This window comes from Nonomuraea lactucae (assembly GCF_003313395.1).
Lineage (GTDB): Bacteria > Actinomycetota > Actinomycetes > Streptosporangiales > Streptosporangiaceae > Nonomuraea > Nonomuraea lactucae.
The window spans coordinates 19560-37464 of the sequence record NZ_QNFZ01000290.1; the positions used below are offsets into that span (position 1 = coordinate 19560).

Annotated in this window: 16 protein-coding genes; 6 read left to right on the top strand and 10 right to left on the bottom strand. The window is 69.3% G+C overall.

Annotated elements, in window-relative coordinates; all coding sequences use genetic code 11:
- Positions 1 to 231 precede the first annotated feature (231 nt).
- The gene (locus DQW85_RS20500) at positions 232 to 1278 is read left to right on the top strand and encodes a threonine aldolase family protein (RefSeq protein ID WP_113701908.1); all 1047 of its coding nucleotides are present in this window, start codon (positions 232 to 234) and stop codon (positions 1276 to 1278) included.
- Positions 1279 to 1494: 216 nt separating this feature from the next.
- Here the strand turns inward: DQW85_RS20500 and DQW85_RS20505 are convergent, their stop codons facing one another.
- The 10 genes from DQW85_RS20505 to rpmH form a co-directional block, all read right to left on the bottom strand.
- The gene (locus DQW85_RS20505) at positions 1495 to 2454 is read right to left on the bottom strand and encodes a ParB/RepB/Spo0J family partition protein (protein ID WP_113701909.1); all 960 of its coding nucleotides are present in this window, start codon (positions 2452 to 2454) and stop codon (positions 1495 to 1497) included.
- 959 nt (positions 2455 to 3413) lie between these two features.
- Positions 3414 to 4676, bottom strand: a complete 1263-nt coding sequence (locus tag DQW85_RS20510; RefSeq protein WP_113701910.1) for an RNA polymerase sigma factor — start codon at positions 4674 to 4676, stop codon at positions 3414 to 3416.
- An 84-nt stretch (positions 4677 to 4760) separates the two neighbouring features.
- Positions 4761 to 5168 (bottom strand): YciI family protein, encoded by a 408-nt coding sequence (locus tag DQW85_RS20515; protein WP_240197308.1) that lies wholly within the window; start codon positions 5166 to 5168, stop codon positions 4761 to 4763.
- Positions 5169 to 5958: 790 nt separating this feature from the next.
- Positions 5959 to 6882, bottom strand: coding sequence for a ParA family protein (locus tag DQW85_RS20520; RefSeq protein WP_420819168.1), 924 nt, complete (start codon positions 6880 to 6882; stop codon positions 5959 to 5961).
- Positions 6883 to 7028: 146 nt separating this feature from the next.
- Positions 7029 to 7700 carry a 16S rRNA (guanine(527)-N(7))-methyltransferase RsmG gene (rsmG, locus tag DQW85_RS20525; RefSeq protein ID WP_113701912.1) on the bottom strand — a complete coding sequence of 224 codons (672 nt, stop codon included), beginning with the start codon at positions 7698 to 7700 and terminating at the stop codon, positions 7029 to 7031.
- 590 nt (positions 7701 to 8290) lie between these two features.
- Complete coding sequence (locus DQW85_RS20530) at positions 8291 to 8779, bottom strand: Jag family protein (RefSeq protein ID WP_113701913.1); 489 nt, start codon at positions 8777 to 8779, stop codon at positions 8291 to 8293.
- 20 nt (positions 8780 to 8799) lie between these two features.
- Positions 8800 to 9750 carry a membrane protein insertase YidC gene (yidC, locus tag DQW85_RS20535; protein ID WP_113701914.1) on the bottom strand — a complete coding sequence of 317 codons (951 nt, stop codon included), beginning with the start codon at positions 9748 to 9750 and terminating at the stop codon, positions 8800 to 8802.
- A gap of 4 nt (positions 9751 to 9754) precedes the next feature.
- The gene (gene yidD, locus DQW85_RS20540) at positions 9755 to 10012 is read right to left on the bottom strand and encodes a membrane protein insertion efficiency factor YidD (RefSeq protein ID WP_113701936.1); all 258 of its coding nucleotides are present in this window, start codon (positions 10010 to 10012) and stop codon (positions 9755 to 9757) included.
- 17 nt (positions 10013 to 10029) lie between these two features.
- Positions 10030 to 10371, bottom strand: coding sequence for a ribonuclease P protein component (gene rnpA / locus DQW85_RS20545; protein ID WP_420819169.1), 342 nt, complete (start codon positions 10369 to 10371; stop codon positions 10030 to 10032).
- Positions 10372 to 10490: 119 nt separating this feature from the next.
- Positions 10491 to 10628 carry a 50S ribosomal protein L34 gene (gene rpmH, locus DQW85_RS20550; protein WP_043614899.1) on the bottom strand — a complete coding sequence of 46 codons (138 nt, stop codon included), beginning with the start codon at positions 10626 to 10628 and terminating at the stop codon, positions 10491 to 10493.
- Positions 10629 to 11174: 546 nt separating this feature from the next.
- Here rpmH and dnaA point away from each other — a divergent pair.
- The 5 genes from dnaA (at position 11175) to DQW85_RS20575 (ending at position 17362) form a co-directional block, all read left to right on the top strand.
- Positions 11175 to 12755, top strand: coding sequence for a chromosomal replication initiator protein DnaA (gene dnaA / locus DQW85_RS20555; RefSeq protein WP_113701915.1), 1581 nt, complete (start codon positions 11175 to 11177; stop codon positions 12753 to 12755).
- A gap of 522 nt (positions 12756 to 13277) precedes the next feature.
- Positions 13278 to 14420, top strand: coding sequence for a DNA polymerase III subunit beta (gene dnaN, locus DQW85_RS20560; RefSeq protein WP_113701939.1), 1143 nt, complete (start codon positions 13278 to 13280; stop codon positions 14418 to 14420).
- Between the two features lie 22 nt (positions 14421 to 14442).
- The gene (gene gnd / locus DQW85_RS20565) at positions 14443 to 15435 is read left to right on the top strand and encodes a phosphogluconate dehydrogenase (NAD(+)-dependent, decarboxylating) (protein ID WP_240197311.1); all 993 of its coding nucleotides are present in this window, start codon (positions 14443 to 14445) and stop codon (positions 15433 to 15435) included.
- A 207-nt stretch (positions 15436 to 15642) separates the two neighbouring features.
- Positions 15643 to 16875 carry a DNA replication/repair protein RecF gene (gene recF, locus DQW85_RS20570; RefSeq protein ID WP_113701916.1) on the top strand — a complete coding sequence of 411 codons (1233 nt, stop codon included), beginning with the start codon at positions 15643 to 15645 and terminating at the stop codon, positions 16873 to 16875.
- On the top strand, positions 16865 to 17362 hold the full coding sequence (locus DQW85_RS20575; RefSeq protein WP_240197309.1) for a DciA family protein: 498 nt from the start codon (positions 16865 to 16867) through the stop codon (positions 17360 to 17362). The genes recF and DQW85_RS20575 overlap by 11 nt, the downstream gene beginning before the upstream one ends.
- The last annotated feature ends 543 nt before the right edge of the window (positions 17363 to 17905 follow it).

Consider the following 17905-nt stretch of genomic DNA (forward strand, 5'->3'; position numbering starts at 1 on the left):
CTCTCCCGGGCGTCCCGACTGACCGGGATGTCCCATGGACCACGCCGACGGCCCGAACCCCGAACTGACCCGGACAGCCCCACCACGCCCACAAGCCCACAGCCGGTGCCCGGGACTGACCAGGACGGACGACCCTGCGCCCCGAGCTCACGGCCACCCCCACCAGGAACCAGCCACCTCCCATGCGCGCACCACCCCAGCTCCCGGGTGGGTTGTAAGTAGCCTTGCGGTGTGCCGATCGATTCGACCTATCCCAAGAGCTTCGCCAGCGACAACCACGCGGGCGTCCATCCGGCCATCCTCGAAGCCATCGCGGCGGCGAACGACGGCGACGCCCCCGCCTACGGCGACGACCGCTGGACCGCTGCCTTCGAGCGCCGGACCAAGGAGGTCTTCGGTGACAGGGCGGAGGGGTTCGTCGTGCTCAACGGCGCCGGAGCCAACATGGTCGGGCTGGCCCTGATGCTGGGTCGGTACGACTCTGTCATCTGTGCCGACAGCGCCCACATCGCGACGCACGAGACCGGTGCGGCCGAGCGACTCCTGGGCGTGAAGCTCGTCACGGTTCCCACACCGGACGGCAAGCTGCGCCCGAACGACATCACCAGCCGCCTGGACGCCATTGGCACGCACCATGAGCCTCAGCCGCGCGTCGTCTCCGTCTCGCAGGTCACCGAGTTCGGCACTTGCTACTCCCCCGCCGAACTGGCGGAGCTCGCCGAAGTGGCCCACCGCTCGGGAATGCGCCTCCACGTCGACGGGGCCAGGCTGGCCAACGCCGCCGCGTACCTCGACTGCGACCTCCGGGCGATCACCACGGAGGCCGGGGTGGACGTCTTCAGCTTCGGCGGCACCAAGAACGGCGCCCTGGCCGCCGAGGCGGTGGTCGTCCTCGACGACACCCTCCTGCACGCCGTTCCGTTCCTGCGCCGACAGTCCCTTCAGCTCGCCTCCAAGATGCGGTTCGTCGCGGCACAGCTCTGCGCGCTTCTGACCGACGACCTCTGGCGCCACAACGCCGCCCACGCCAACCAGATGGCCAGGCGCCTCGCCGCCGGCGCCGCCGAGATGGCCGGGGTACGGGTCGTCCACCCCGTCGAGTCGAATGCCGTCTTCGCCGTCCTACCGGAGCCTGTCGTCGCGGCCCTGAAGCAGCGCTATCTCTTCGAATACTGGGACAGGACAGCCGGACTCGTCCGTTGGATGACCGCGTACGACACGACGCCGGATCACGTGGACGACTTCCTCGACGACCTCCGCAAGGCTCTCATGCCCTAAGCCGCGCCCATGTTTCACGTGAAACATGGGCGCCGTGGGGCGAGCGAGCCAACATGGTTTCACGTGAAACACGGCATCGGCTCACCTGCTGTCAGCGTGCCGGAGATGTTTCACGTGAAAACAAGGCGAGAGTCATGGGCGTGCGCCTGATCCGTAGGATCCATGTTTCACGTGAAACACGACGAGCGAGTGCTGCGCTCCCGGAACGCGTCCCGATCAGTCTGTGGCTTCTCGCATGGCGCGGGCAGCCTCGGGGGCCATGGTGCCGATGATGCGCTCAAGGTCGTCGATCGTGGCGAACTCCACCACGATCCGCCCCTTGCGCCGCCCGAGGTCCACCTTGACCTTGGTCTCGAAGTGATCGGACAGTCGATCCGCCAGGTGGGTGAGGCCGGGGGCGGTGGGCCTGACGGGGCGGCGCTCACGCGGAGGCTTCTGCGCCGCCTGAGCGCTGCCCATGGAGACGATCTCCTCGACCGCCCGCACGGAGAGGAGCTCGGCGATGACCCGCTTCGCCAGCTGGATCTGCTCCTCAGGGCTTTCGAGCCTGAGAATGGCGCGGGCATGACCCGCGCTGATGGTACCGGCGGCGACGGAGAGCTGGACTTCGGGCGGGAGGTTGAGCAGGCGCAGCGTGTTGGTGATGTGAGAACGGGAGCGACCGACCTTCTGCGCCAGTTGCTCGTGCGTGGCCCGGAAGTCGTCGAGCAGCTGCTGGTAGGCGGCCGCCTCCTCCAGCGGATTGAGCTGCTCGCGCTGGAGGTTCTCGATGAGGGCGTCACGGAGGAGATCGTCGTCCTGGGTGTTGCGAACGATCGCCGGGACCGGGTCGAGCCCTACGAGCTTGCAGGCCCGCCAGCGCCGCTCCCCCATGATCAGCTCGTACTGGCCGCCTCCCACCGAACGCACCACGATCGGCTGCAGGAGCCCCACCTCGCGGATGGACGCGGCGAGCTCGTCGAGGCGCTCCTCGTCGAAGACGTCACGCGGCTGGCGCGGGTTCGGCACGATGGCGCTGAGGGTGACCTCCTTGAAGTACGCCCCGGCGATCGGCATGGGACCGGTCTCCGCCGCCGAACCGTTGGCGGGGGCCACCGTCCCCGTGCCGTCAACGATGGGACCGGTCGGGATGAGCGCCCCGAGCCCCTTGCCCAATCCCCGCCGCTGCTGACTCACTGCGTCTCCCTCATCCACCCGGTAGATTCCGGTCACTCCAGGAGAGGTTACCGTCGTCGACGCAACCGGGTGCCTCCTCGCCACACGCGCTTGTGTCGGATTTACACCACCACGGCGTACACACCCTTCGCGCCACCGCTCCGTACTGAGACGACCCCGCCCTCACCAGACACAGCCGAATGGACCCTCCCGGAAGACCGACCCCAGGAGCCGGGCCTCGGCAGGCCGGGCGCACGAGACCCGCCCCCGGAAGAGCCGCCCTCCGGCAGGCCGGGCTCCGGCAGACCGACCCCGGAAGACCCACACCAGGAGTCCCACACCAGGAGGACCGGCCCAGGAGGAGCGGCCCAGGAGGACCGGCCCAGGAGGAGCGGCCCAGGAGGACCGGCCCAGAAAACCGGGGCGCAGGAGAACTGACCCCGGAAGAGCCGCCCTCCGGCAAGCCTGGCTCCGGCAGACCCGCCCGAGGAGACCCACCCCAAGAGAACCGGCCCGGAAGACCCACACCAGGAGAACCGGCCCAGGAGACCCACACCAGGAGACCCACACCAGGAGACCCAGGCCCAGGAAGACCCGCCCGAGGAGACCGGGCGCAGGAGACCCTGCCTGAAGTGTGAACGGACATGAGGAACTCCGGGTGGATGGACATGGACATCCTGTTTCGCGGACAGCCGTTCTCCAGGTACACGGCCATGCGGTCCTCGGTCCTTCGGACATCGGGGATGCCGACCTTGCGACAAGGGGGCTGCAGCGACCGGGGCCTCACGATCGCCTAGGGGTGACCGGCGTACGGCGATGGCTGGGGCGATCGGCGCCGCAGGGCCCCTTCGCCGGTCAGGTTGCGATCCGCCCTGGTCAGGACGGTTCCACTTGGAACTGACCAAGAGCAACGGCGTCAGTCCGATCCGGGCGGAGCATCGGCTGACTGACGCACCGCCCGGAACGGAGACATGCCGCAGTCATCGGTCGGAGGCGAGCTCCTGGCGGCGGCGCTGCAGGAAGGCGCGCTCGGCCGCGTTCTGCGTGCGGGCCGTCGCCGCCTCGTAGGCCCGTGCCGCCTCAGCGCCGCGGCCCAGGCGGCGCAGCAGGTCGGCGCGGATGGCGTGGTACAGGTGGTAGCGGTCCATGGCCCGATCCACGGCCCGGTCCGAGACCAGGGCGTCGACCAGGGGCAGCGCCGCCTGCGGCCCGTCGACCTCGGCGACGGCGACCGCGCGGTTGAGCGCCACGACAGGGCTCGGATCCAGGGTCAGGAGGAGGTCGTACAGCTGCAGGATCTGCCGCCAGTCGGTGGCGGCGGCGTCCGGGGCGGCGCTGTGGACGGCGTTGATCGCCGCCTGGACCTGGTACGGGCCGGGGCGGCCGCGCCGCAGGCATGCCCGCACCAGGGCCTGGCCCTCGGCGATCAGGCCATGGTCCCAGCGGGCGCGGTCCTGGTCTCCCAGCGGCACCAGGCCGCCGTCCGGCCCGGTACGGGCGGCCCGCCGCGACTCGATGAGTAGCAGGAGCGCCAGCAGCCCCAGGACCTCCGGCTCGTCGGGCATGAGCTCGGCCAGCAGCCGAGCCAGGCGGATCGCCTCGGCGCACAGGTCCTCGCGGCCCAGCCGCTCGCCAGAGCTGGCCGTGTGGCCCTCGGTGAAGATCAGGTAGACCACGGCCAGCACAGACCGCAGACGGTCCGGCAGGTCGGCCTCGCGCGGGACGCGGTAGGGGATCGAGGCGTCGCGGATCTTGTTCTTGGCCCGGACCAGCCGCTGGGCCATCGTCGGCTCGGGCACCAGGAACGCGTGCGCGATCTGCGCCGTGGTGAGCCCGCCCAGCAACCGCAGCGTCAGCGCGACGCGGGCAGCGGGGGCCAGCGCCGGATGGCAGCAGGTGAACAGCAGGCGCAACCGGTCGTCACGCACGGGACCCTCCTCGGCCGGTTCGTCGCGCGTGTGCAGCAGGACGGCCTGGGCGTACCGGTCCGCCCGCGAGGCCTCCCGCCGGTGACCGTCGACGGCCCGGTTGACGGCCGTGGTGATGATCCAGCCCGCCGGGCTCGGCGGCGGTCCTTGGGCCGGCCAGTGCCGCAGCGCCGCGGCGAACGCCTCCTGGACCGCCTCCTCGGCGGCGTCGATGTCACCGAAGCGGCGGACCAGAACGGCGACGGCACGGCCGTACTCCTCACGGAAGACGCGCTCGATCTCCGCGGCGGACAGGTCCGGTACGGCGGGTGTCATCGCGGCCCCCGCCGGTGCAGCGCCGGCAGCCGCGGCCGACGGCGGCCCGGGAAGACGGCTTCGCAACGGATGTACATGTGACCCCTACGGCAGGTGGTCACCCGGCTCGCCCTGGAACGGACGCACCTCCACCGGGAGCGTGGTCGCCCGGGCGAGCTTGCGTCCCCATTCCAGCGCGGCGTCCAGATCGGGGGCCGCGATTACGGACAGGCCGCCGACGTGCTCCTTGCCCTCGGCGTACGGACCGTCGGTGATGAGCACCTCCTCGTCGCGGACCCGCACCACGGTGGCCGTGCCCGGGTCGTGCAGCCCTCCGGCGAAGACCCACGCGCCGGCGGCCCGGAGTGCGTCGTTGAAGGCTTTCACGTCCCGCATGATCGGCTCCAGGACCTCAGGCGCGGGCGAGCCGCCGTCGGGCTGCTGGATGCTGAGCAGGTAGTGCTTCATCTTCCTGGCCTCCTTGATGAGCCGGACGTCGCGGCCGGCATTCACCGGCCTCTCACCACCTACACGAACGGCCTCCCCCTGGATCGACAAAGGTACGCCGTAAAAGTCGGCGGGTCGTGATCAAACGCGGACGCCGTGCGTCCTGGCGGCCAGGCGCACGAGCCTCCCGGCATCGCGTCTCGGGGGGAGGGGGCTGCGGGACGACATCGAGTTCCCCGAGATCAACAACGGCATCGGGTGGGTCCGAGGCAGGCCGTCCAGGTGGAGCCGACCCAAGCCGTCATAACCACCGCCCACCAGGATTTCTCATGACCAGCCACCTGGAATCGCGTGGCCACCCACCTGCCACATGGTGTCCGCTGACCAGGACTTCCTGGTGGCCGCCTACACAGAAGACCGGGCGCAGGAGACCGGGCGCAGAAGACCGGACGCACGAGACCGGGCGCAGGAGACCGGACGCAGGAGACCCTGGCAGAAGACCAGCATCAGGCAAGCCCATAAGAGCGGGCCGAGGAAGCGGCCCAGAGATCCGCCCGAGGAGATCCGCCCGAGGAGATCCGCCCGACCAGACGGCCTCAGTAGCCCCGGCCCCGGGAGACGGCGGATCCAGGAGAAGCAGACCTCGCGGCCGTACAGCGGCGACCACGCAGACCCTCCCGGGCCAGGAGCACGCCAGGCGGCAGCCGGTGCGGGCTCCCCCAGGTGCCACACGCGCGACGGTCGCAGGTGGACGGAGGCGTGTTGCCCGGAGCCACAGGCGTGTTCGCCGGCCGCGGGAGGAACGGTTCCAGGCCAGGCGAGAGAGGCGGAGACCGGGCGGGCGAAGGATCAGGGGTCAGACGAGGGCGCGGTGGGCGATCTCGCGGGCCGCGTCCATGTAGGCCATCGCCCCGCTGGAGCCCGGGTCGTACGTCATGACCGACTGGCCGTAACTGGGCGCCTCCGACAGGCGGACGCTGCGCGGGATGACCGTGTTCAGCACCGTGTCACCGAAGTGCGCCCGAACCTCCTCGGCCACCTGCGACGCAAGTCGGGTGCGGCCGTCGTACATGGTGAGGACGATGGTGGACAGGCGGAGCGTCGGGTTCAGGTGGGCCTTGATGAGGTCGACGTTGCGCAGCAGCTGGCCCAGGCCTTCCAGGGCGTAGTACTCGCACTGGATGGGGATCATGACCTCGTCCGCGGCGACCAGGGCGTTCACGGTGAGCAGGCCCAGTGACGGCGGGCAGTCGATGATGATGTAGTCGAGGTCGAGTGCGCTGTAGGCGTTGAGCGCTCGGCGCAGGCGGGCTTCGCGGGCCACCAGCGACACGAGCTCGATCTCGGCCCCGGCGAGGTCGATCGTGGCGGGAGCACAGTAGAGCCCCGGCATGTCGGGCACCTGCTTCACGATGTCGGCCATGGGCAGATCATCGACGAGCACCTGATAGACGTCCGGGACATCACCGCGATGCTCCGTGGCCAGCGCCGTGGACGCGTTGCCCTGGGGGTCCAGGTCGACTACGAGCACTCGCTGGCCGTTCATGGACAGCGCCGCCGCGATGTTCACAGAGGTCGTGGTCTTGCCCACACCACCCTTCTGGTTGGCCACCGCGATCACTCTGCACTTGGACGGCCTCGGCCAGGCACCCTCGCCACCACCGGACGTCTCCCCCTGCTGGGTGGCTGTCTGAGTCGCAGATGTTTCACGTGAAACCACGGAGCTGAGTGCCTCTCGTACCAAGGGTGAATCGCCGGGGTTCAGTGGGGTCTGGGTCACGATGGCCATCCTTTCAACCAGAGGCATGCCGGTGCCGGGAATTCGCTGTCGCGACACGCCCATTTCGGGCCAGCCAACCCCCGAGGGACTCTCGGACAGAGGCCCGTCAGGCCAGCCGAGACCGCATGACGCGACTGGCACAACCGTCACCTCCTTCGTCGCCGCCTACCGAGCTCCGGCGCACGGCCTGCTACCACCCGAACCAATGTTGCAGGCGGCTCGACCTTACCGCGCCCAACGGTGACAAGCTCGGCCGTCCGCGCTCCGCTGGCCCGCAGCTGGGGTTCGGCCTCCGCGAGCTCTTCGGCGGCGCGCTCCCCCTTCATGGCGATCAGCTCGCCGCCTTCGCGAAGGAGCGGCATGGCCCACTTCAGCAGCCGGTCAAGGGGCGCGACGGCGCGAGCGCAGGCGACGTCGAACTCGCGCTTGCCCGCCAGCTCCTCCGCCCTGCCGCGCAGCACCTCGACGTTCTCCAGCTTGAGCACGTCGACGCACTCCTCCAGGAAGACGGTACGGCGAAGCAGGGGCTCCAGCAGCGTGACCCTGAGGTCCTGCCGCACGATCGCCAGGACCAGACCCGGCAGCCCGGCACCCGAGCCGATGTCGACCAGGCGCACGCCCTCCGGAACGGCCTCGGCCACCACCGCGCAGTTGAGCAGATGGCGGTCCCAGATGCGCGGCACCTCGCGTGGCCCCAGCAGCCCGCGCACGACTCCGGGACCGGCCAGGAGATCGGCGAAGGCGTTCGCCCGGTCCCAGGCCTCGCCGGTGAAGACGTCCCGTGCGATGTCCGGCGGAGCAGGTAGCTCGTCGCTCACTGGTCGATGGCCCTTTCTCGGGGGTCGGTCTGCTGGATGGTGCTCGCGAGCACGGGACGGGGCGGCGGGGCGGGTTCGTGCGGTGTCCCACCCAAGGCGGTTCGTGCGGTGTCCCACCCAAGGCTAGGCATGGGATCACGGTGGAAGACTAGCGGGCGGTCCTGTACGCGACCTTCGAGTGGCATGCCCCTCCGCCCGCACGAACGATTCGCCGTGACCATCACCCCACCCAGCCCGGGACTTCCCCGCCCCACCCAGCCCGGCGGACTTCCCCGCCCCACCGGCCTCCGGGCCGATGCGAGCCCTCCCCCGCCCCGTCTGGCCGCCCGCCCGCCCCGGCTGGCCCGAGTGGGTCGACTGGCCCAGGTGGGTCGGCCGGCCTTAGTTGGTCGACTCGCCCGAGTGGGCCGAGCAGCCGCACGCCGTACGCCGTACGGAGTCCAGCACGAGAACTCCGCCGGACGGGTGCAGCACAGGAAGTCCGCCGTACGGGTACAGCTAGACAGCGCAGCGCCCGTACGGGTACGGCATGCGAACGGCCGCCAGTCCCGGGCACCGGGCTGACGGCCGATCGGAGGGCGCAATTCAGGTCAGGCGGGAAAGACCACAACGTAACGCTGAGGCTCCTCGCCCTCGGACTCGCTACGGAGCCCGGCAGCCGCCACCGCGTCATGTACGATCTTGCGCTCGAACGGGGTCATGGGCTTGAGCGACTTGGGCTCGCCCTTCTCCCTGACCTGGCTGGCGATCTCGGTGCCGAGTTTGGTCAGCTCCGCGCGCCGCCGCTCACGGTAGCCGGCGACGTCGAGCATCAGTCGCGACCGCTCCCCCGTCTGCCTGTGGACGGCCAGGCGGGTGAGCTCCTGGAGCGCTTCGAGCACCTCGCCGCCGGGCCCGACCAGCTCGTTGCCCTTGACTCCGACGACGGAGACAAGCGCTCGGTCACCCTCGACGTCCATGTCGATGTCGCCGTCGATGTCCGCGATGTCGAGGAGGCCCTCGACGTAGTCGGCCGCGATCTCACCCTCCTGCTCGAGAGCGTTGAGATCAGGAGCCTTGTCCTGCTCGGCCTCGGTCATGGCCGGCCTCTCCTTCGTGTTCAAGACTTCTTGCTGCCGGTGCGCTTGCTGCGGGTCTGGCGGCTCGGCTGCTGCCTGATGATCTTAGGCTCCGGCGGCGCGGGAGGAGCCTGCTCCTCGGGGGTGGCCTTGCGGAACCTGGCCAGCAGGCCAGGCTTGGGCGTCACGGGGACCACGTTGCCCTTGGCGTCGAACTCGGGCATGGGGTGGCGGCTGTAGAACCAGTGCTGCTGCCCGAGCGTCCACACGTTGGTGGTCACCCAGTAGAGGATCAGGCCGAGCGGGAAGTTCAGGCTGAAGAAGGCGAACAGCGGCGAGATGTACATGAGGATCTTCTGCTGCTGCGCCATGGGGTTGTCCGGCATCTGCGCCATCGAGCGGGTGACGCTCTGCCGGACGGTGAGGAACGTGGTGAGCGAGCTGATCGCCACGAAGATGGCCAGCACGATCTTCGTCTGCACGACGGTGGCGTCGAAACCCTCGATCTGGGCCGACGACATGAAGAAGCTGGCCGGGAGCGGCGCGCCGAAGATGTGGGCCGAGCGGGCGCTGTCGACGAGCTCCTGCGTCATGCCGTACTTGGGCTGGCCGTTGGCCATCGCCTGCAGCACGGTGAACATCGAGATGAAGATCGGGAACTGCGCGACGATGGGGAGGCAGCCGCCGAGGGGGTTGGCGCCGGCGCCCTGGTAGAGCGCCATGACCTCCTGGTTCATGCGCTGCTTGTCGTTCTTGTAGCGCTTGCGCAGCTCCGCGACCTTGGGAGCGAGCTCCTGCATCTTGCGCGACGAGCGCATCTGCTTGAGGAACAGCGGGAAGATCAGGATCCGCATGAACACGGTCAGCGTGATGATCGTCAGTGCCCAGGTCAGGCCGCTGTCCGGGTTCAGGACCGTGCTGTACGCGGTATGGATCCAGATGATGACTTGGGCGACGGCTGCATAGAGCCAGTTGAGCCAGGACAGCTCCACCGAGCTATCTCCCTTGCAATTCGTGGGACCGAACCGGGCGTGGGGGCACCGGGTCTATACCTCCGGGATGGAATGGGTGGCACCGTCCGATGCGCCGGACAGTCAGCCAGGTGCCGCGCAATGCTCCGTGTACGGTGATCGCTTCGAGCCCGTAGGCGCTGCACGACGGGTAGAACCGGCAGCGTGGACCGAGCATCGGGCTGATGAACCCCCGGTAGAACCGGATGGGGACGACGAGTGCCCGAGCGGCGAGGCTCGGCATCCCCTGCGGCTGCTCCGTCATCTGTGTCCATCCGTCGCGGACTCGCGCCGCCTCAGCAGACGATCCAACGCGAGGTCGAGTTCGGCGGCAAGGTGCTCGTATCGCGCTGACGCGGCCGGTGGATTGGCGCGTACCACAAGCAGGCTACCTCGCGGCAGCCGGTCGAGACGGTCCCGGATCAGGTGTCGAAGCCGACGCTTGACCTTGTTGCGGACCACCGCGCCGCCTACTGCCCGACTCACCACGAATCCGACCCGAGGTGTCTCCTCCCCAGAAATGTCGAGATGCACCACCAAAGTGGGACGACCAGCGCGTTTGCCGCGCTTGATGGCCGCCTGGAACTCCTCCCCGCGCCGCATGCGGGATCGTCGGGACAACACCGCCATCGCACCCTATGCGCCGATTGACACGCCCATTGATGCGCCTATTGCCCGCCGGCGAACATCACCGGCGGGCAGGACTAGCTGGCGCGGGGCGATCAGGCCGACAGCTTCTCGCGGCCCTTGCGGCGACGAGCGGCCAGGATGGCGCGACCGGCCCGGGTGCGCATCCGCAGCCGGAAGCCGTGGGTCTTCGCGCGGCGACGGTTGTTCGGCTGGAAAGTACGCTTGCTCACGGGTGGGCTCCAGGCTTGATGGTGCGCCCAGGGGCGCTTAACACACATGGCTGGCCTGCCAGGGAAAGCGAGGGCACGCGAAATAGCCGCCGCGTGGCAAGCCGACCGTCGTACGTTACGGGGCAAGCGCCACCTAGGTCAAACCGGAGGGCTCCCCGGAGCCGCCCGAACCTCCGCGGCCCGGCCCCCGCCCGGTCGATCGAGGCCCCTCGAAGCCGGATCGCACGGGCGTCCCCCGCGCCCGCCGCACGGTTATCCACTAATCCACATGCGAGTTTTCCACCGCCCCGGCCGCGTCCACAGTATGTGCACGCGCCTACCACTAGGCTGTGGACAACGTCTTGAACACACCTGTGCACAGAGATACTGTCGGCCCTTCCGGACCGCTCCGACGCTGTGGACAGCTTGTGGATCTCCTGTGGAGGCCGTGGGCACGGAGCCCGGCTCCCACGCTGTGGACAGGCGGGGTCGATCGTCACGCAGACGGCGCCCGGTGTGGATAAACGATCGCGGGGGGCCGCGAAGCGAAGGAAGGGGAGCCGCGCCATGAACAGTGTCGACCTCACCACGGTCTGGTCGAGGGCGCTGGACAACTTCCTCAACGAGAACGTCCCCGTCCAACAGCGCACCTGGCTGTCCATGGTCCGGCCGATCGCCCTGGCCAACGACACGATCGTGCTGGGCGTCCCCAACGACTTCCTCAAGGACCTCATCGAGGGCAAGCTGCGCCCCCTCGTCGGCCAAGCACTGTCGCAGGAGCTCGGCAGGCCCATGCGGCTGGCCGTGATGATCGACACGACGGCCCCCGAGCAGCCGGCGCCCGAGGCTCATCAACAGCCTGGGGGTCAGGGTTATCCCCAGAGTGGGGAATCTCAGCTCCGTTTCGCACAACCCCCGTCCGCCCAGCACTATCAGGTCTCCGAGCCGCCGCAGTTCTATTCTCCGCAGGCCGAGCCGTCTCAGGTATCCACCGAATATCCACAGGCCGGGTTCTCTTTCGAACAGGCGCAGCCGTACACACCGCCTGTGGAGAAAGTGCCGGAACCGGCGCCGAACCGGTGGGAGGCGAAGAGCAGCAAACCCAGCGAACCTGCTCGTCTCAACCAGAAATACACCTTCGAGACATTCGTCATCGGGGCCAGCAATCGTTTCGCCCACGCGGCGGCCGTCGCCGTGGCCGAATCCCCCGCGAAGGCGTACAACCCGCTCTTCATCTACGGCGACTCCGGGCTGGGCAAGACGCACCTCCTCCACGCCATCGGGCATTACGCGCAGAGTCTGTACGACGGCGCGCGCGTGAGATACGTGAGCTCCGAGGAGTTCACCAACGACTTCATCAACAGCATTCGCGACCACAAGGCCGACGGGTTCCGCGGCCGCTACCGCGCCATCGACATCCTCCTTGTGGACGACATCCAGTTCCTGGAGGGCAAGGAGCAGACGCAGGAGGAGTTCTTCCACACCTTCAACACGCTCCACAACGCCAACAAGCAGATCGTGATCTCCAGCGACCGGGCGCCGAAACAGCTGATCACGCTGGAGGACCGGCTCCGCAACCGCTTCGAGTGGGGGCTGATCACGGACGTCCAGCCGCCCGAGCTGGAGACCCGCATCGCCATCCTCAGGAAGAAGGCCATCCAGGAGGGCCTGGCCGCGCCGCCCGAGGTGCTCGAGTACATCGCCAGCCGGATCTCCACCAACATCCGCGAGCTGGAGGGCGCCCTCATCCGGGTCACCGCGTTCGCCAGCCTCAACAGGCAGGGTGTGGATCTCCAGCTCGCCGAGGTGGTCCTGAAGGATCTGATCACCTCGGAGGACGGGACCGAGATCACGATCGCCACGATCATGGCCAAGACGGCCGAATACTTCGGCATCAGCATCGAGGAGCTGTGCGGCAGCTCGCGTAGCAGGGCGCTGGTGAACGCCCGGCAGATCGCGATGTACCTCGCCCGGGAGCTGACCGAGCTGTCGCTGCCGAAGATCGGCCAGCAGTTCGGGGGGCGCGACCACACCACGGTCATGCACGCCGAGCGCAAGATCCGCTCCCTGATCCCGGAGCGCCGGTCGATGTACAACCAGGTCAACGAGCTGACAATGCGGATCAAGCAGACAACGCGCGGGTCCTGACCGTCATGCACAGCCTGTGGATAACACTGTGGACCAGGGGAAACGCCCGAGAACGGCGACTCCCCGCCCCGCAATGCCCGGAAATATCGCCCACAGCGGCTGGGGATAAGGGTGGGGACATCCTGAGGAGAACTTGGGGACTACCAGTGGATGACTTGTGGACGCCCTGTGAACAGTCTTCCGAGGGCCGTCGGGCGAGCCGTTTACCCGGTGGACAACCTGTTGAAACCCGGTGGATGACCGGTGGATGAAGGCACCATGATCTGGGGACGGCCTGTGTGCAAAGACTCGTCATCCCCAGCCGCCGAAGTTCTCCCCAGGCGTCACCCACACCCCCGGTGGATAAAAATACGCGGCCTGACCTGCGAAAACAGCGGTTGTCCACAGTATCCACCGCCCCTAGTGTGATGACCACTTATCTCTCTTACAAAGAAACTCAAGACCCATAGAGGGGTTCTCCCGGAACTCAGGTGCGGGAGAGACGAAACTTGAAGCAACAACGAGCTCAGGAGGCTGATGACCGTGATGTTCCGAATCGAGCGAGACGTCCTCGCTGAGGCGGTGGCATGGACGGCACGCAGCCTCCCCGCCCGGCCGTCCGTGCCCGTCCTGGCCGGCATGCGCCTGGAAGTCACCGAGGAGCAGCGGCTGAAACTGTCCGGGTTCGACTACGAGGTCTCGGCAGAGGTGACGCTGGAGCTGCACACGGGCGAGCCCGGCGTCGTCCTCGTCTCGGGCAAGCTCCTCGCCGAGATCACCCGCGCCCTCCCCGCACAGCCTGTGGACCTGGTCGTCGACGGCGCGAAGGCGGTCGTCACGTGCGGCAGCGCCCGGTTCACCCTGCTGACCATGCCTGTGGAGGACTACCCGTCACTGCCGGCCATGCCGCCGGCCGCCGGGCGGGTGGGCAGCGACGTCTTCGCATCGGCCGTCGGTCAGGTGGCCGTCGCGGCGGGCAGGGACGACACGCTGCCCATGCTCACCGGCGTGCGCATGGAGATCGAGGGCGACGTCGTCACCCTCGCGGCGACCGACCGCTACCGCCTGGCCGTACGAGAGCTGAAGTGGCAGCCGGGGCAGCCCGACTTCTCGGCCGTCGCGATGATCCCCGGCAAGACCCTCGCCGACACGGCCAAGGCGCTCGGCGCGACGGGCGCCGAGGTGGAGATCGCGCTCAGCTCCGCGGGCGGCACCGGAGAGGGCATGATCGGCTTCTCCAGCGCCGGGCGGCGCACCACCACGCGGCTGCTCGACCCCGAGTTCCCCAAGTACCGCTCGCTGCTGCCGACGGAGTTCTCCGCGCGCGCCGAGTTGTCCACAGGCCCGTTCGTGGAGGCCGTCAAGCGCGTCGCCCTGGTCGCCGAGCGCAACACGCCCGTACGGCTGGCGTTCCGGAACGGCGAGGTCGTCCTGGAGGCCGGCAGCGGCGACGAGGCGCAGGCCGTCGAGGTGCTGCCCGTCGACTACGACGGCGAGGAGATGAACATCGCCTTCAACCACCAGTTCCTGCTGGAAGGGCTGGGCGCCATCGACTCCGACGTCGCGCGCCTGCAGATGACCACCTCCACCAAGCCCGCCATCCTCACCGGTGGAAAGCCTGTGGAGGACGACGGCGGCGCCCCCGACTACCGCTACCTGATCATGCCGATCCGTCTTTCGGGCTGAAAAAGCCGTCAGGAATGATGGAATCCAGCCAACGGGGGTAGATCACCGTGCGGCTCTCAAGGGGGTGGACACCATGCAGATCGGCATGATCGGGCTCGGCAAGATGGGCGGGAACATGGCCGAGCGGCTGCGCCGCGGCGGCCATGACGTGGTCGGCTACGACCGCGATCCGGAAATCAGCGACGTGAGCAGCCTGAAGGAGCTGGTCGAACGGCTGGCGGCGCCGCGCGCCGTGTGGGTCATGGTCCCGGCGGGCGCGCCCACCCAGCACACGATCGACGAGCTGGGACGGGTGCTGAGCGAGGGCGACATCGTCGTCGACGGCGGTAATTCACACTATGTGGACGACCAGAAGCATGCCGCCGAGCTGGCCGAGAAGGGCATCGCCTTCGTCGACTGCGGGGTCAGCGGCGGCGTCTGGGGTCTGCGGAACGGCTACGCGCTCATGTGCGGCGGCGACAAGGCGTCCGTCGAGCGCCTGATGCCCGTCTTCGAGACGCTCAAGCCCGAGGGCGAGGACGGTTTCGTCCACGCGGGCGACGTCGGGGCCGGCCACTTCGCGAAGATGGTCCACAACGGCATCGAGTACGGCATGATGCAGGCCTTCGCCGAGGGCTGGGAGCTGCTGGAGGCGTCCGACGTCGTCAAGGACGTCAGGGGCTGCTTCAGCAGCTGGCGCACCGGCACGGTGATCCGCTCCTGGCTGCTCGATCTGCTGGTCCGGTCGCTGGACGACGACGAGCACCTGGAGGAGCTGCGCGGTTACGCGCAGGACTCCGGCGAGGGCCGCTGGACTGTCCAGGCCGCCGTGGACCACGCCGTCCCGCTGCCCGTGATCACCGCCGCGCTCTACGCCAGGTTCGCCTCGCGCCAGGACGACTCCCCCGCGATGAAGGTCGTGGCCGCGCTGCGCAACCAGTTCGGTGGCCACGCGATCGCCGCGACGGAGGGCTCCACGGGCAAGGGCGCCGACTCCCCCGGCGCGGACGTCACGCCGCCACGCGAGGCCGAGTGACACGGCTGTGAGGGGCCGCTGGGGACGCTCGCCCGCCTGGGACGCTCGCCTGGGACGCTCGTCTAGGGCGCTCGTGAGGGGCGCTCGTGAGGGGCGGAGTGACGCCGCAGCCGCGACGGTCGGTCACGGCCGGGATGGTTCTCCACTTTTCCACAGGGCGCACGCCGGTGGCCACGGTGACGTGCGTGGCCGACTAACCTTCGTGGGGTGCATGTCGCCCACCTGTCGCTGACCGACTTCAGGTCCTACGCCTCCGTGGAGCTCGGCCTGGAGCCGGGCGTCACGGCGTTCGTGGGGCCCAACGGCCAGGGCAAGACCAATCTGGTCGAGGCCCTCGGCTACGTCGCGACGCAGTCCAGCCACCGGGTGGCGACCGACACGCCCCTCGTCCGGCGCGGCGCGAGCCGGGCGATCGTGCGCTGCGCGGTCCACAGGGACGACCGGCGGGCGCTGATAGAGCTGGAGATCAACCCGGGCCGGGCCAGCCGCGCCCGGCTCAACCGCTCCCCCGTCTCCAGACCTCGCGACGTCATCGGCCTGCTGCGCACGGTCCTGTTCGCCCCCGAGGATCTCGCGCTGGCCAAGGGCGACCCCTCCGAGCGGCGACGCTTCCTCGACGACCTGCTGGTGGCCAGGACACCCCGGTTCGCCGGCGTGCGTGCCGACTACGACCGCGTGCTGAAGCAGCGGAGCGCGCTGCTCCGCACCGCCGCGCAGGCCCGCAGAGGCGCCAGGAGCGCCCGGCGGGCCGAGAGCGACTCCGGGTTCGCGGCGGCCGGCGCCGGCGACGTGACGAGCACTCTGGAGGTCTGGGACGCCCACCTGGCGAGGCACGGGGCGGAGCTCCTCCAGGCCCGGCTCGAACTCGTCGACGCGCTGCGCCCGCTGGCCGCCGCGGCCTACGCCGGGCTCGCCCCCGCGAGCGAGCCCGCGAGCCTCGCCTATCGCAGCACGTTGTCCACAGGTGTGGACGTGGCGGAGGACGAAATCCCCGGTGAGCGCGGATCTTCCGAGACGCAGACGTTATCCACAGACTTGGGGAAAACCCTTGAAGAGCGGCTGCGCGAGCGGCTACTGGAGGTCCGCGCGGCCGAGCTGGAGCGGGGCGTCACGCTCATCGGCCCGCACCGCGACGACCTGATCCTCGGCATCGGCGACATGCCCGCCCGGGGCTACGCCAGCCATGGCGAGTCGTGGTCGTTCGCGCTCGCGCTGCGCCTGGCCGCCTACGACCTGCTCCGCGCCGAAGGCGGCGACCCGGTGCTCATCCTCGACGACGTCTTCGCCGAGCTCGACAGCCAGCGCCGGCGTCGCCTCGCCGAGATCGTCGCGCCCGCCGAGCAGGTGCTCATCACGGCCGCCGTGCCCGACGACGTGCCCGCCGAGCTGGCCGGGGCCAGGTTCGACGTCGCAGAGGGGAGAGTGACCCGTGTCCGCTGACGACAACCCCACGGCCCGCGGCGCGGCCATGGCGAGGGAGAAGCTCGCCCAGGCCAAGGCCGACGCCGCCAGACGCGGACAGCTCCCCCGCCGCGAGCCCAGACGCAAGGCGGCCGGGCCACGCAGGGAGAGCGGCGACCCCCAGCTGTTCGGTCGAGCGATCATGGACCTGCTGGCCGATCGCGGCTGGGAGCAGTCGGCGGCGGTCGGCGGCGTGTTCGGGCGCTGGGCCGACATCGTCGGGTCCGACCTGGCCGCGCACACCAAGCCGGAGGCGTTCGAGGACGGCGAGGTGATCGTCGCGGCCGACTCGACCGCGTGGGCGACCCAGGTCCGCCTGCTCGCCCGCACGCTCGTACGCCGCCTCAACGAGGAGCTCGGCGACGGCACGGTGACGAAGGTCAAGGTCAGAGGCCCGCAGCACGCGCCCCGCACGGGCGGGCTCAGGGTGACGGGAAGTAAAGGCCCAGGAGACACCTACGGCTGACCCCCCTCCGTGGGCGCGCGTGGCTCGTGGCCCCTCCCAGGCGTCCGTACGCCCTCTCCCATACGGCCCTCTCCCCCGTCCCTTCCCGAGGCCCGTCCGCGCGGCCCTGGGCGTCCCTGCCGCGCCGCCCAGGACGCCAGTCCCATGTGACCCGGCCGCCGTCCCAGGTGGCCGATGCAGGCCGATGAGAGGCAGGACGGATCACGGGGCGGCGGCAGGGGCAGGCCGCACACCGTTCACGAGGTGCGTACGTCCGTTCACGTTCACGAGCGGCGTACGTCCGTTCACGAGGGGCGTACGTCCGCGAAAACCGATCAGACAGCCGCAGACGCGATGACCCCACTCCCGCGTGGGGGAAGGCTCGAACGGGGGGAAAACGAGCGACAGGCCGTTACAGGCGCGTTCAATGCCACCTTGGGCGCTCAGAGCCGGTAGAATGAATGCGGATTCCGGACACGTCCGCTTGCGTGTCACCCCCGGCGCATGCGACGTCGACTCCCCTGGGTGACCAGCGCAACGGGGCACTCACGACGGTGACGGGCA

What these genes read in the sequence shown, in the direction of transcription:
- DQW85_RS20510 (WP_113701910.1), bottom strand. Translation starts at nt 4,676, where the DNA reads ATGACACCCGCCGTACCGGACCTGTCCGCCGCGGAGATCGAGCGCGTC.
- DQW85_RS20530 (WP_113701913.1), bottom strand. Translation starts at nt 8,779, where the DNA reads ATGACCGAGGCCGAGCAGGACAAGGCTCCTGATCTCAACGCTCTCGAG.
- yidD (WP_113701936.1), bottom strand. Translation starts at nt 10,012, where the DNA reads ATGCCGAGCCTCGCCGCTCGGGCACTCGTCGTCCCCATCCGGTTCTAC.
- rnpA (WP_420819169.1), bottom strand. Translation starts at nt 10,371, where the DNA reads ATGCGGCGCGGGGAGGAGTTCCAGGCGGCCATCAAGCGCGGCAAACGC.
- dnaA (WP_113701915.1), top strand. Translation starts at nt 11,175, where the DNA reads ATGAACAGTGTCGACCTCACCACGGTCTGGTCGAGGGCGCTGGACAAC.